Raw genomic sequence first — 13,052 nt, 5'->3', positions numbered from 1 at the left:
GTGTGAGCCGTATTACACAGTGGAACAAGGAGTCGAGAAGATGACCGTCTTCGCACGTCCCGGAACCGCCGGGGCACTGATGTCGTACGAATCGCGGTACGAGAACTTCATCGGGGGCCAATGGGTGGCGCCGGTGGCGGGCCGGTATTTCGAGAACCCGACACCCGTGACGGGGCAGCCGTTCTGCGAGGTCGCCCGCTCGGAGGCGGCCGACGTCGACAAGGCGCTCGACGCCGCCCACGCCGCGGCGCCCGCGTGGGGCAAGACCGCCCCCGCCGAGCGGGCCGCGATCCTGAACAAGATCGCCGACCGGATCGAGGCGAACTCGGCCGCGCTGGCGGTGGCCGAGGTCTGGGACAACGGCAAGCCGATCCGCGAGACGCTGGCCGCCGACATCCCGCTGGCCGCCGACCACTTCCGGTATTTCGCCGCGGCGATCCGCGCCCAGGAGGGCTCGCTGTCGCAGATCAACGACGACACCGTGGCCTACCACTTCCACGAGCCGCTCGGCGTCGTCGGCCAGATCATCCCGTGGAACTTCCCGATCCTGATGGCCGCCTGGAAGCTCGCCCCCGCGCTGGCCGCCGGCAACACGGTGGTGCTCAAGCCGGCCGAACAGACGCCGGCGTCGATCCTCTACCTGATGTCGCTGATCGCCGACGTGATCCCGCCCGGTGTGGTCAACATCGTCAGCGGATTCGGGGTCGAGGCCGGTAAGCCGCTGGCGTCCAGCGACCGTATCGCCAAGATCTCGTTCACTGGGGAGACCACCACCGGCCGGCTGATCATGCAGTACGCGTCGCAGAACCTGATCCCGGTCACCCTCGAGCTCGGCGGCAAGAGCCCCAACATCTTCTTCTCCGACGTGATGGCGGCCAACGACAACTTCCAGGACAAGGCGCTGGAGGGCTTCACGATGTTCGCGCTCAACCAGGGCGAGGTGTGCACCTGCCCGTCGCGCAGCCTGATCCAGTCCGACATCCACGACGAGTTCCTGGAGCTGGCCGCGATCCGGACCAAGGCGGTCCGGCAGGGCGACCCGCTGGACAGCGAAACCATGATCGGCTCGCAGGCGTCCAACGACCAGCTGGAAAAGATCCTGTCCTACATCGAGATTGGCAAGGGGGAGGGCGCCAAGATCATCACCGGCGGCGAGCGCGCCGAGCTCGGCGGTGACCTGTCCGGTGGCTACTACGTGCAGCCGACGATCTTCTCCGGCAACAACAAGATGCGCGTCTTCCAGGAGGAGATCTTCGGGCCGGTGGTGACGGTGACGTCGTTCACCGATTACGACGACGCGATCGGCATCGCCAACGACACCCTCTACGGCCTGGGCGCCGGCGTGTGGAGCCGCGACGGGAACATCGCCTACCGCGCCGGCCGCGACATCAAGTCCGGCCGGGTGTGGGTCAACTGCTACCACATGTATCCGCCGCACTCGGCGTTCGGCGGATACAAGCAATCCGGGTTCGGCCGCGAGACTCACCAGATGGCGCTCGACCACTACCAGCAGACCAAGAACCTGCTGGTGTCCTACACCGACAAGGCGCAGGGCTTCTTCTGATGGTGTCCGGGGCCGTCATCACCGCACCCGCCGCCGAGTTGGTGGCGTCGCTGCAGGATCGGCACGGCCCGGTGATGTTCCACCAGTCCGGCGGGTGCTGCGACGGGTCGTCGCCGATGTGTTACCCGCGCGGCGACTTCCTCGTCGGCGACCGCGACGTCCTGCTCGGCGTCCTCGACGTGGGGACCGACGGTGTGCCGGTGTGGATCTCGGGCCCGCAGTACCAGGCCTGGAAGCACACCCAGCTGGTGATCGACGTGGTTCCGGGCCGCGGCGGTGGATTCAGCCTCGAGGCCCCCGAAGGGGTGCGGTTCTTGTCCCGCGGCCGCGTCTTCTCCGACGGCGAGCAGGCCGAATTGCAGGCCGGCCCGGTCATCACCGGTGCCGATTACGAGCGGGGCGCGCGCCCGTCGACGCGAGGTCAGGTGGTGGATTCGGACCTGGCGGCGGGCCTGAGAACCTGCCCTCCCGCCCGGTAACCAGCAGTACAGTCGTCAGCGTGGTGCCCCTTCCGCGTCCCGGGCTGCTGGCCAGCGCCATGCTGGTCGGCGCGGCGGTCGGTTTGCTGGCCGGGGTGGGATTCGCGGTGGCGCATCCGGGAATCCGGCCGGAGCTCGCCCTGGCGCTGGTGGTCGGGATCCCCAGCGTCACCGGGGTGTTGATGATCCTGTTCTCCGGCCGCCGCTGGGTGACGATGCTGGGCGCGTTCGTCCTGGCGCTGGCGCCCGGTTGGTTGGGTGTGCTCGCGGCCCTACAGGTGGTCTCCGGTGGCTGACCACGACCCGGAGTCCAATCCGGGGACCGCGCCGTTCGTGCCGGATTTCTCCGACGACGAGGACACCGGTACGCACTCGTGGGTGCCCGACTTCTCGGACGACACCGGCCCGCAGCCGGCCGCCGGACAATCCGAACCCGCCGACGGCAAGGAACAATCCGAGGTGGCGGGCGGCGGCGAGCCGGGCGGCGTGCCCGTGCAGTCGGTCACCGTTCCGGGCCGCTACCAATACCTCAAGTGGTGGAAGCTGCTGCTGGTCATCCTCGGCGTGTGGTTCCTGGCGGCCGAGGTCGGGCTGGGCCTCTGCTACTGGTGGTATCACGCCGTGGACAAGACGGCGGCCGTGTACGTGGTGCTCGTCTACGTCGTCGCCTGCACGGTCGGCGCCGTCATGCTCGCGATGGTGCAGGGCCGGCCGCTCGTCGCGGCGCTGTCGCTGGCGCTGATGTCGGGGCCCTTCGCCTCCCTCGTCGCCGCGGCTCCGCTGGACGGCTACTACCACTGCGCCCGGTTGGGTCACTGCCTGATCGGCGTCATTCCCTACTAGCAGTTTCGCCGTCCGCCCCGGCCACTAGGGTTGGGGGCGTGACTCACTATGACGTCGTCGTCGTCGGGGCCGGCCCGGGCGGATATGTCGCAGCCATCCGCGCCGCACAGCTCGGCCTGAACACCGCGATCATCGAACCGAAGTACTGGGGCGGGGTGTGCCTGAACGTCGGGTGCATTCCGTCCAAGGCGCTGCTGCGCAACGCCGAACTCGTGCACATCTTCACCAAGGAGGCCAAGACCTTCGGCATGACCGGGGAGGCGACCTTCGACTACGGGGTCGCCTTCGACCGCAGCCGCAAGGTGGCCGAGGGCCGCGTCGCGGGCGTCCACTTCCTGATGAAGAAGAACAAGATCACCGAGATCCACGGGTACGCCAGATTCACCGACCCCCACACGATCGCGGTCGAGCTCAACGACGGGGGCACCGAGGAGGTCACGTTCGACAACGCGATCATCGCCACCGGCGCGAGCACCCGGCTGGTGCCGGGGACGTCGCTGTCGACGAACGTCGTCACCTACGAAGAGCAGATCATGTCCCGGGAGTTGCCCGAGTCGATCGTCATCGCGGGGGCCGGCGCCATCGGCATGGAGTTCGGCTACGTGATGAAGAACTACGGCGTCGACGTGACCATCGTGGAGTTCCTGCCGCGGGCGCTGCCCAACGAGGACGCCGAAGTCTCCAAGGAGATCGAGAAGCAGTTCAAGAAGCTGGGCGTCAGGATCCTCACCGGCACCAAGGTCGAGTCGATCACCGATGACGGCTCGCAGGTAACGGTCACCGTCAGCAAGGACGGCAAGTCGGAGGAGCTCAAGGCCGCAAAGGTGTTGCAGGCCATCGGCTTTGCGCCCAACGTGGACGGGTACGGGCTGGACCGGACCGGCGTGGCGCTGACCGACCGCAAGGCGATCGGCATCAGCGAGTACATGCAGACGTCCGTTCCGCACATCTACGCCATCGGGGACGTCACCGGCAAGCTGATGCTGGCCCACGTCGCCGAGGCCATGGGTGTGGTGGCGGCCGAGACCATCGCAGGCGCGGAGACCATGTCGCTCGGCGACTACCGGATGCTGCCGCGCGCGACGTTCTGCCAGCCCCAGGTCGCCAGCTTCGGGCTGACCGAGCAGCAGGCCCGCGACGAGGGCCACGACGTCGTCGTCGCCAAGTTCCCGTTCACCGCCAACGCCAAGGCGCACGGCCTGGGCGACCCGAGCGGGTTCGTCAAGCTGGTGGCCGACGCGAAGTATGGCGAGCTGCTGGGCGGCCACCTGATCGGCCACGACGTCTCCGAGTTGCTGCCCGAGCTGACCCTGGCGCAGAAGTGGGACCTGACCGCCAACGAGCTGGCCCGCAACGTGCACACCCACCCGACGCTGTCCGAGGCGCTGCAGGAATGCTTCCACGGCCTGGTCGGCCACATGATCAACTTCTGAGGATGATTCGCAGCGACACCGCCGTGGGCGCCATCGCGGGCGCCGCCGCCGGATACGTGCTGTGGCTGGTGGCCTTTTCGATCGCCGACGACAACGCGGCGGTGGGCCACTGGGCCCCGACGGTGCTGCTGGGATCGGTGGTGCTGGCGGTCGGCGCGCTGCTGTGGGGTTCGCTGCAGCGCAGGCGCCGCAAGTACCTGTGGTCGGCGTTCGGGTTCGGCCTGCCGGTGTTGCCCCTCGTGCTGACCCTGGCCGTGCTGGCCGACGTGTACTTCTAGTAGCGCGGATTGTCCAGCGGGATGTCGAGCGCCGACATCGTCGCGGCGAGCCCGTCGTATTGCGTTGCCAGCAGGCAGAATTCGATGAGCTGACGCCGGTCCAGGTGACTCGTCAGCTCGCCCCAGGTGGCGGGGCTGACGGTGCGGTCCCGGACGAGTTCGTCGGTGGCCGCGAGCAGCGCGCGCTGGCGGGCGGTCAGCGTCGCGGCGCCGTCGCCGGCGTCGGGCCAGCCGAAGATCGCGGCCTGCTTGTCCGCGTCGAGCCCCTGGTTGCGCGCCATTCGGCGGTGGTGCTGCAGCTCGTATTCGCAGGCGCGCAGGTGTGCGACGCGCAGGATCACCAGCTCCGTGTCGACCGCGGGCAGCCGCCCGCGCAGCAGCCGTCCGCTGTAGATGCTCCACGCCACGAACAGCAGGCGGTGCTGGCCGAGCGTGGTCATCAGGTGCATTTCGGGTGCGTGGACCGCCCGCGCGCCGAGCTTGGCGATCACCCAGTTCAGCGGGCCCAGCTCGCGCAACCGCCCGGACGGGATGCGGCCGGCCTGGCCGGCGTGGCCGTTGAGTTCGGCGCTCACGGTTGCTTGACCAGATAAGGGGACACGGTGCTCCGGTGCTCGTCCAGGTCCAGGGCGCGCCCCAACGCGGGGAAGGCGCGCTGCGGACAGTTGTCGCGCTCGCAGACGCGACAGCCCGCGCCGATCGGTGTGGCCCCGATGTTCTCGCCGGACAAGTCGAGTCCTTCCGAGTAGACCAGCCGGTGGGCGTGGCGCAGTTCGCAGCCCAGCCCAATCGCGAACGTCTTTCCGGGCTGACCATACCGCGCGGCGCGGCGCTCCACGGTGCGGGCCACCCACATGTAATGGCGGCCGTCGGGCATCTGCGCGATCTGCACCAGGATCTTTCCCGGGTTGGCAAAGGTCTCGTAGACGTTCCACAACGGGCAGGTTCCCCCGCTGGAAGAGAAGTGAAAGCCCGTGGCGGACTGGCGCTTTGACATGTTGCCGGCGCGGTCGACCCGAATGAACGAGAACGGGACGCCCCGCATCGACGGCCGCTGCAACGTGGAAAGCCGGTGCGCGATCGTCTCGTAGCTGACCGCGTAGAACGACGACAGCCGCTCGACGTCGTAACGGAAGTTCTCGGCCACGTCGTGGAATTGGCGGTACGGCAATACCGCGGCGGCGGCGAAGTAGTTGGCCAGTCCCAGCCGGGCCAACGTGTGCGACTCGTCGCTGGTGAACTTGCCTTCCTCGACCAGGTTATCGATCAGGCCGCCGTACTCCAGGTAGGCCAGCTCGGCGGCCATCTTGAACACCTGCTGCCCCATGGCCAGGTGGTTGCTGATCTCCAGCGTCTTGGTGCGGCGGTCGTACCGGTGCAGCACGGTGTCGCCGAGATCGATGCGCCTGGTGATGTGCACCCCGTGCACCTCGGTGAGCCGGCGGGTGAGCTCGCGGGCCAGATCGCCGTGGTGCAGGCGCATCTTGATGGTGAGGTCCTCGGCGGCGGTGTCCAACTCGTGTAGGTAGTTCTGCCGCTGGTAGAAGTAGTCGCGCACTTCCTCGTGGGGCATGGTGATCGACCCGCTGCCGCTGCCGTCGGAGTACCGCTCCTCGGTGGCGGCGGCCAGCTGGGCGGTGGTGATCCGGTAGCGGCGGTGCAGGTTGACCACCGCCCGGGCCAGGATGGGGTGGGCGTTGACCATCTCGGCGACCTCGGTGGGGTCGACGTCGATGTCCAGGTCGCGGTCCATGGTCACCTCGCGCAGCTCGGCGACCAGCCGCGTGTCGTCCTGAGAGGCGAAGAACGTCGCGTCCACCCCGAACACCTCGGTGATGCGGAGCAGCACCGCGACCGTCAGGGGACGCACGTCGTGCTCGATCTGGTTGAGGTAGCTCGGCGAGATGTCCAGCATCTGGGCGAGCGCGGCCTGGCTGAACCCGCGCTCGCTGCGCAACTGGCGCACGCGCGCGCCGACGAAGGTCTTGGCCATTTGGCGCCAGCGTACCCGTCGCTGCGAAGGCTCGCTTTGCAGACTTGGCACGGTTCGGTCGGTGGTCATGATTGGTGTTTGAAAGAGGCGATTGGCATGATTCGCACCCGGATCCCGCGGTACAACAGGGGGAACGGCGAAGAGGGAACGGGGAGCGATGCGGTGAGCCTGGACAAGACACTGATGCCGGTGCTGGACGGCCACCCGGACGTGTTCGGGCGGGAATGGCCGCTGCGCGTGGGCGACATCGACCGCACGGGCCGGCTTCGCTTGGATGCCGCCGCCCGGCACATCCAGGACATCGGCCAGGACCAGCTGCGCGAAATGGGCTTCGAGGAGACGCATCCGCTGTGGATCGTCCGCCGCACCATGGTCGACCTGATCCGGCCGATCGAGTTCCAGGACATGCTCCACCTGCGCAGATGGTGTTCGGGCACGTCGAACCGCTGGTGCGAGATGCGGGTGCGCATCGACGGCCGCAAGGGCGGCCTCATCGAGTCCGAGGCGTTCTGGATCAACATCAACCGCGACACCCAGATGCCGTCGCGCATCTCCGACGACTTCCTGGAGGGGCTGCACAAGACCACCTCCGTCGACCGGCTGCGATGGAAGGGTTACCTCAAGCCGGGAAGCCGCGAGGACGCGGCCGAGATTCACGAGTTCCCCGTCCGGGTGACCGACATCGACCTGTTCGACCACATGAACAACTCGGTGTACTGGAGCGTGATCGAGGACTACCTGGCTTCGCACCCGGGCCTCCTGGATGCCCCGCTGCGCACCACCATCGAGCACGAGGCGCCCGTCGCGCTGGGGGACAAGCTGGAGATCATCTCGCACGTCCACCCGGCCGGGTCCACCGATCAGTTCGGTCCCGACCTGGCCGATCGCACTGTTACAACCCTCACATACGCCGTCGGCGACGAGACGAAGGCGGTCGCCGCGCTCTTCTCTCTGTGATATCGCCGCCGAGGCGTCAAATACCTGAATGACCTGCGAGTTTGGGGTTACCGGCGGGTAGCTTCTGAAACGGTTAAGTTCCGGGGTGAATTTGCAAGATTCGCAAATTCACCTGCGCTCGTTGCTGAAATTGGCAAGAGAAACGGGTGGACCTGCATGAACGGCTGTGCCATTGTCGAGTTAGCACACCAGCGAAGTTGAGCCGCTAGCTACGCGCCGGTGAGGCTTCCCGCTAATCAGCAGTGAAGATCGTTAAGGAGTAAGCCGCATGTCTGTCGTTGGCCAACCGAAGAGCGCCGAACAGATCCAGCAGGACTGGGACACCAACCCGCGCTGGAAGGACATCACCCGGAACTACACCGCCGAGGACGTCGTCGCGCTGCAGGGCAACGTGGTGGAGGAGTTCACGCTGGCCCGCCGCGGCGCCGAGGTGCTGTGGGACCAGCTGCACGACCTGGAGTGGGTCAACTCGCTCGGCGCGCTGACCGGCAACCAGGCCGTCCAGCAGGTGCGCGCCGGCCTGAAGGCCATCTACCTGTCGGGCTGGCAGGTCGCCGGTGACGCCAACCTGTCGGGTCACACCTACCCCGACCAGAGCCTCTACCCGGCCAACTCGGTGCCGCAGGTGGTTCGCCGCATCAACAACGCGCTGCTGCGGGCCGACCAGATCGCCAAGCTCGAGGGCGACACCTCGGTCGAGAACTGGCTGGCCCCGATCGTCGCCGACGGCGAGGCCGGTTTCGGTGGCGCGCTCAACGTCTACGAGCTGCAGAAGGCCATGATCGCCGCCGGTGCTGCCGGGACGCACTGGGAGGACCAGCTCGCGTCGGAGAAGAAGTGTGGCCACCTGGGCGGGAAGGTGCTGATCCCGACCCAGCAGCACATCCGCACCCTGACCTCGGCCCGCCTGGCCGCCGACGTCTGCGGCGTCCCGACCCTGGTCATCGCCCGCACGGACGCCGAGGCCGCCACGCTGATCACCTCGGACGTCGACGAGGCCGACCGGCCGTTCATCACCGGTGAGCGGACCAAGGAGGGCTTCTACCGCACCAAGAACGGCATCGAGCCCTGCATCGCGCGGGCCAAGGCCTACGCCCCGTTCTCCGACCTGATCTGGATGGAGACCGGCACGCCCGACCTCGAGCTGGCCCGGAAGTTCTCCGAGGCGGTCAAGGACGCGTACCCCGACCAGATGCTGGCGTACAACTGCTCGCCGTCGTTCAACTGGCGCAAGCACCTGGACGACAGCACCATCGCCAAGTTCCAGAAGGAGCTCGCGGCGATGGGCTTCAAGTTCCAGTTCATCACGCTGGCCGGCTTCCACGCCCTGAACTACTCGATGTTCGATCTGGCCTACGGCTACGCCCGCAACCAGATGAGCGCGTACGTCGAGCTGCAGGAGCGCGAGTTCGCCGCCGAGGAGCGCGGTTACACCGCGACCAAGCACCAGCGCGAGGTCGGCGCCGGGTACTTCGACCGCATCGCCACCACGGTCGACCCCACCTCTTCGACGACGGCCCTGACGGGCTCCACCGAAGAGGGTCAGTTCCACTGACGAGGAGTGGGCGTAGCCCGCGACGAGGAAGTGGAACCGAGGTTGTAGCCACTGACGAGGAGTGGGCGTAGCCCGCGACGAGGAAGTGGAACCGAGGCTGTAGCCACTGATAGCCCGCAGGTCCTTCGCCGAACGTGAAACCCTGGCGGACAATCCGCCGATTCTCCGCCCACGATTCACGTTCGACGGGCTGAAGTAGCATAGGCCCCGCCCGGCCACCCGGGCGGGGCCTATTGCGATGCACGACAACACGACTCGGGAGACGGAACAGTGAGCGACGCAGCGATAGAGCGGGTAGGGGTCGTCGGGGCCGGGCAGATGGGATCCGGCATCGCCGAGGTCTCGGTCCGCGCCGGCGTCGATGTGACGGTGTTCGAGCCCACCGAGGCACTGATCACGGCGGGTCGCAACCGTGTCGTGAAGTCGCTGGAGCGGGGCGTCAGCGCCGGCAAGGTGACCGAGCGGGAGCGGGACCGCGCGCTGAGCAAGCTGACCTTCACCACCGACATCAAGGACCTGGCGGACCGCCAGTTGGTGATCGAGGCGATCGTCGAGGACGAGACCGTCAAGGCGGAGATCTTCGCCGAACTTGACCGCGTCGTCGCCGACCCCGATGCCGTGCTGGCGTCCAACACCTCGAGCATCCCGATCATGAAGATCGCCGCGGCGACGAAGAACCCGCAGCGCGTGCTGGGCCTGCACTTCTTCAACCCGGTTCCGGTGCTGCCGTTGGTCGAGCTGGTCAGCACGTTGGTCACCGACGACGCCGCGGCCGCGCGCACCGAGGAGTTCGCCAGCGCCGTGCTCGGCAAGCAGGTGGTGCGCTGCTCCGACCGGTCCGGCTTCGTGGTCAACGCGCTGCTGGTGCCCTACCTGTTGTCGGCCATCCGGATGGTCGAGGGCGGGTTCGCCACCATCGAGGACGTCGACAAGGCCGTCGTCGCCGGGTTATCGCACCCGATGGGCCCGCTGCGGCTGTCCGACCTCGTCGGGCTGGACACCCTCAAGCTGATCGCTGACAAGCTGTACGAGGAATTCAAGGAGCCACACTACGGCCCGCCGCCGCTGCTGCTGCGCATGGTGGAAGCCGGCCGGCTGGGTAAGAAGTCGGGTCAGGGCTTCTACAAGTACTGACGCCCGGCCCGCCGTGTGATCCTGTCGGGCCGAGGTTCCCGCGCACACCGGCATGTCGCTCAGTTACTATATCCGCGTCAAACAGACGAAGGGTATTTGCCGAGCATGACCACAATGAGGCCTTTTTACGAAGAGTCGCAGTCCATTTACGACGTTTCGGACGAGTTTTTCGCGTTATTTCTAGACTCGACGATGGGCTATACCTGCGCGTACTTCGAGCGTGAAGACATGACGCTCGAAGAAGCGCAGAACGCAAAGTTCGACCTGGCGCTCAGGAGGCTGAATCTCCGGCCCGGGATGACGGTGCTCGACATAGGTTGTGGCTGGGGCGGCGCGCTGCGGCGCGCCATCGAGAAACACGATGTGAACGTCATCGGGATTACGCTGAGCCGCAATCAATTCGAATACAGCAAGGCCAAGCTCGCGGCGATCCCGACCGAACGCCACGTCGAGGTGCGCCTGCAGGGCTGGGAAGAGTTCGACGACAAGGTCGACCGGATTGTCACCATCGGCGCCTTCGAAGCCTTCAAGAAAGAGCGCTACGCCGCCTTCTTCGAGCGCGCTCACGACATGCTCCCCGATGACGGCCGCATGCTGCTGCACACAATTTTGGGGTATCCGCAAAAGCAACTACGGGACCGCGGTGTCTCGCTGACGATGAATGACATCAGATTCATCAAGTTCATCTACACGGAGATTTTTCCCGGCGGCCAGCTGCCCGCAATAGAAGACATTCTCGAATTCGCGGGCAAGGCCCGATTCGGGGTCGAAAATATTCAATTGCTCCGGCCGCACTACGAACGGACGCTGAACATGTGGGCGGCCAATCTCGCGGCGAACAAGGAAAAGGCGATCGCGATCCAGTCGCAGCAGGTCTACGACCGCTACATGCACTACCTGACCGGGTGCGAGAATTTCTTCCGCAAAGGCATCTGCAACGTCGGGCAGTTCGCGCTCGTCAAGGAGCCGCCCCGGTCCGGGTAGGCGCGCCGGTCCGGGTAGGCGCGCCGGCCGGCGGCGGTCACTTCTCGCAGGTGAACTGGTTGACGTCGGTGTAGCCCTGGCGGAACAGCTTGGCGCAACCGGTCAGGTACTTCATGTACCGGTCGTAGACCTGCTCCGACTGGATCGCGATGGCCTCGTCCTTGTTGGACTCGAGCGCCGCGGCCCAGATTTCCAGCGTCCTCGCGTAGTGCAGTTGCAACGACTGGATCCGGCTCACCTTGAAACCGGCGTCGGCCGCGTGCTCTTCGACCGACGGGATCGTCGGCAGCCATCCGCCGGGGAAGATCTCGGCCAGGATGAACTGGGTGAAGTGGACGACCTCGTGGGTCAACGGGTTGCCCTGCGCTCTGGCCTCTTTGAAGGTCGGACGGGTGATGGTGTGCAGCATCATGACGCCGTCGGCCGGCAGCACCCGGTAGGCCATCTTGAAGAAGTGGCCCCACCGCTGGCGGCCGAAGTGCTCGAACGCGCCGATGGAAACGATGCGGTCGACCGGCTCGTCGAACTTCTCCCAGCCCTCCAGGAGCACCCGCGTCTCGCGCGGGGTATCCATCTCGTCGAGCATCGACTGCACGTGGGCGGCCTGGTTCTCCGACAGCGTCAGGCCCACGACGTTGACGTCGTATTTCTCGATGGCGCGACGTATGGTCGCGCCCCAGCCGCAGCCGATGTCCAGCAGCGTCATGCCCGGCTCCAGGTGCAGCTTGCCCAGCGCCAGGTCGATCTTCGCGATCTGCGCCTCTTCCAGCGTCATGTCGTCGCGTTCGAAGTACGCGCAGCTGTAGGTCTGAGTGGGGTCCAGGAACAACCGGAAGAAGTCGTCGGACAGGTCGTAGTGGGCCTGTACGTTCCCAAAATGCGGCGTGAGCTGCACGGACATAGCTGAGCGGGCCTTTCTTTACGCGGAACCCAGACGGGCGGTCTGGCGACGCAACCCCGTCTCCCCCCGATGCATCCCCTGCATGCTAGCGGGTCGGGCGGTCCAAGTCGCCGTTCTGACCGCCAAACAGGTTCACATGTGACCCGACTAATTCGCAAAACGTGCAGGCGGTGAGCCGGTCATCTACCCGCGGGATCGGTCCCGATGCTCGCGCGGCGGCAGGATCGGCGAGGGGTGCGGCTGCCCGCGGAACTTCTCCAGCGAGCCGCCAGCCTCGACGATCCCGCAGATCGCGCTCCAGCTCAGCATGGTCAGGTAGTCGATCAGCTCGTCGGCGCTCATCCGCGGGTCGGAGATCCAGGAGTGGGTGGCCAGCTGCACGCCCCCGACCATGATGTACGACCACGTCTCCACCCCGCCGGTGTCCATCCCGGCCTCCTGCATGCGGCGCCGCAACATCATGGCGAGCATGCGGGCGATGATTCGCTCGGAGTCGGCGATCACCTTGCTCTTGGTCGGCGAGCTGTTGGCCATCACGAACCGGTACGGCTCCGGCTCGTCGGCCACGGTCTCGACGTAGACCCGGATGATCTCGCGGGTGAGCTCGAAGCCATCGAGGTTGGAGGACAGCGCCCCGGCCATGTTGGGGATCAGCGTCGACTGCGCGAATCGCATCAGCACGGCGGTGGTCAGGTCGTTCTTGTCGACGAAGTAGCGGTAGAGCACGGTTTTGGAGACGCCGATCTCGGCCGCGATCTCGTCCATGCTGAGGAAGCGGCCCAGTCGGCGGATCGCCACGATCGTGCCGTCGACGAGCTCGTTGCGGCGCTCCACCTTGTGTTGGTGCCAGCGCCGTTTGCGACCATCCATCTTGACGGTCACAGCCGGGATTTCCTCTGCCACTTTCGCCGATTCCCATTCACTAGAACGT

General features: G+C 66.5%; 14 protein-coding genes. 10 read left to right on the top strand and 4 right to left on the bottom strand.

Features of this window, described 5'->3' with window-relative positions; translation table 11 throughout:
* The first annotated feature begins 40 nt into the window (after window positions 1-40).
* From exaC to SKC42_RS03580, 6 genes are read left to right on the top strand one after another with little or no spacing between them, the layout of a single operon-like run.
* Window positions 41-1,564 carry an acetaldehyde dehydrogenase ExaC gene (exaC, locus tag SKC42_RS03605; RefSeq protein ID WP_330962924.1) on the top strand — a complete coding sequence of 508 codons (1,524 nt, stop codon included), beginning with the start codon at window positions 41-43 and terminating at the stop codon, window positions 1,562-1,564.
* Window positions 1,564-2,043: a DUF779 domain-containing protein gene (locus SKC42_RS03600; protein WP_330962923.1), complete on the top strand. Its 480-nt coding sequence runs from the start codon at window positions 1,564-1,566 to the stop codon at window positions 2,041-2,043. Before exaC ends, SKC42_RS03600 begins: the two co-directional genes overlap by 1 nt.
* A gap of 20 nt (window positions 2,044-2,063) precedes the next feature.
* Window positions 2,064-2,339, top strand: a complete 276-nt coding sequence (locus tag SKC42_RS03595; RefSeq protein WP_330962922.1) for a putative holin — start codon at window positions 2,064-2,066, stop codon at window positions 2,337-2,339.
* On the top strand, window positions 2,332-2,886 hold the full coding sequence (locus tag SKC42_RS03590; protein ID WP_330962921.1) for a hypothetical protein: 555 nt from the start codon (window positions 2,332-2,334) through the stop codon (window positions 2,884-2,886). Before SKC42_RS03595 ends, SKC42_RS03590 begins: the two co-directional genes overlap by 8 nt.
* A gap of 38 nt (window positions 2,887-2,924) precedes the next feature.
* Entirely contained in the window at window positions 2,925-4,319 is a 1,395-nt protein-coding gene (lpdA, locus tag SKC42_RS03585; protein WP_330962920.1) for a dihydrolipoyl dehydrogenase, read from the top strand.
* A gap of 2 nt (window positions 4,320-4,321) precedes the next feature.
* Window positions 4,322-4,597, top strand: a complete 276-nt coding sequence (locus SKC42_RS03580) for a hypothetical protein (protein ID WP_330962919.1) — start codon at window positions 4,322-4,324, stop codon at window positions 4,595-4,597.
* On the opposite strand, the gene SKC42_RS03575 is transcribed toward SKC42_RS03580, so the two are convergent.
* Both SKC42_RS03575 and ramB read right to left on the bottom strand, forming a co-directional pair.
* Window positions 4,594-5,172: a carboxymuconolactone decarboxylase family protein gene (locus tag SKC42_RS03575; RefSeq protein WP_330962918.1), complete on the bottom strand. Its 579-nt coding sequence runs from the start codon at window positions 5,170-5,172 to the stop codon at window positions 4,594-4,596. The two genes, SKC42_RS03580 and SKC42_RS03575, sit on opposite strands and share 4 nt — an antisense overlap.
* A complete protein-coding gene (gene ramB / locus SKC42_RS03570) occupies window positions 5,169-6,590 on the bottom strand; it encodes an acetate metabolism transcriptional regulator RamB (protein ID WP_330962917.1) in 1,422 nt (473 codons plus the stop codon). Before ramB ends, SKC42_RS03575 begins: the two co-directional genes overlap by 4 nt.
* A gap of 162 nt (window positions 6,591-6,752) precedes the next feature.
* On the opposite strand from ramB, the gene SKC42_RS03565 reads away from it, so the two are divergent.
* The 4 genes from SKC42_RS03565 (at window position 6,753) to SKC42_RS03550 (ending at window position 11,220) form a co-directional block, all read left to right on the top strand.
* On the top strand, window positions 6,753-7,547 hold the full coding sequence (locus SKC42_RS03565; RefSeq protein ID WP_330962987.1) for an acyl-[acyl-carrier-protein] thioesterase: 795 nt from the start codon (window positions 6,753-6,755) through the stop codon (window positions 7,545-7,547).
* 268 nt (window positions 7,548-7,815) lie between these two features.
* Window positions 7,816-9,102, top strand: a complete 1,287-nt coding sequence (aceA, locus tag SKC42_RS03560) for an isocitrate lyase (RefSeq protein ID WP_330962916.1) — start codon at window positions 7,816-7,818, stop codon at window positions 9,100-9,102.
* 270 nt (window positions 9,103-9,372) lie between these two features.
* Complete coding sequence (locus SKC42_RS03555) at window positions 9,373-10,236, top strand: 3-hydroxybutyryl-CoA dehydrogenase (RefSeq protein ID WP_330962915.1); 864 nt, start codon at window positions 9,373-9,375, stop codon at window positions 10,234-10,236.
* Between the two features lie 105 nt (window positions 10,237-10,341).
* Window positions 10,342-11,220: a cyclopropane mycolic acid synthase family methyltransferase gene (locus tag SKC42_RS03550; RefSeq protein WP_330962914.1), complete on the top strand. Its 879-nt coding sequence runs from the start codon at window positions 10,342-10,344 to the stop codon at window positions 11,218-11,220.
* 37 nt (window positions 11,221-11,257) lie between these two features.
* Here SKC42_RS03550 and pcaA read toward each other — a convergent pair whose 3' ends face one another.
* Both pcaA and SKC42_RS03540 read right to left on the bottom strand, forming a co-directional pair.
* The gene (gene pcaA / locus SKC42_RS03545) at window positions 11,258-12,121 is read right to left on the bottom strand and encodes a cyclopropane mycolic acid synthase PcaA (protein WP_330962913.1); all 864 of its coding nucleotides are present in this window, start codon (window positions 12,119-12,121) and stop codon (window positions 11,258-11,260) included.
* A 183-nt stretch (window positions 12,122-12,304) separates the two neighbouring features.
* The gene (locus SKC42_RS03540) at window positions 12,305-13,024 is read right to left on the bottom strand and encodes a TetR/AcrR family transcriptional regulator (protein WP_330962912.1); all 720 of its coding nucleotides are present in this window, start codon (window positions 13,022-13,024) and stop codon (window positions 12,305-12,307) included.
* Window positions 13,025-13,052: the final 28 nt, after the last annotated feature.

Source organism: Mycobacterium sp. 050134 (assembly GCF_036409085.1).
Taxonomy (GTDB): Bacteria; Actinomycetota; Actinomycetes; order Mycobacteriales; family Mycobacteriaceae; genus Mycobacterium.
Note: the sequence above shows the minus strand (reverse complement) of the source record. Positions and strands in the feature narration are given on the sequence as shown.

What these genes read in the sequence shown, in the direction of transcription:
- exaC (WP_330962924.1), top strand. Translation starts at nt 41, where the DNA reads ATGACCGTCTTCGCACGTCCCGGAACCGCCGGGGCACTGATGTCGTAC.
- SKC42_RS03600 (WP_330962923.1), top strand. Translation starts at nt 1,564, where the DNA reads ATGGTGTCCGGGGCCGTCATCACCGCACCCGCCGCCGAGTTGGTGGCG.
- SKC42_RS03580 (WP_330962919.1), top strand. Translation starts at nt 4,322, where the DNA reads ATGATTCGCAGCGACACCGCCGTGGGCGCCATCGCGGGCGCCGCCGCC.
- ramB (WP_330962917.1), bottom strand. Translation starts at nt 6,590, where the DNA reads ATGGCCAAGACCTTCGTCGGCGCGCGCGTGCGCCAGTTGCGCAGCGAG.
- aceA (WP_330962916.1), top strand. Translation starts at nt 7,816, where the DNA reads ATGTCTGTCGTTGGCCAACCGAAGAGCGCCGAACAGATCCAGCAGGAC.
- SKC42_RS03550 (WP_330962914.1), top strand. Translation starts at nt 10,342, where the DNA reads ATGACCACAATGAGGCCTTTTTACGAAGAGTCGCAGTCCATTTACGAC.
- pcaA (WP_330962913.1), bottom strand. Translation starts at nt 12,121, where the DNA reads ATGTCCGTGCAGCTCACGCCGCATTTTGGGAACGTACAGGCCCACTAC.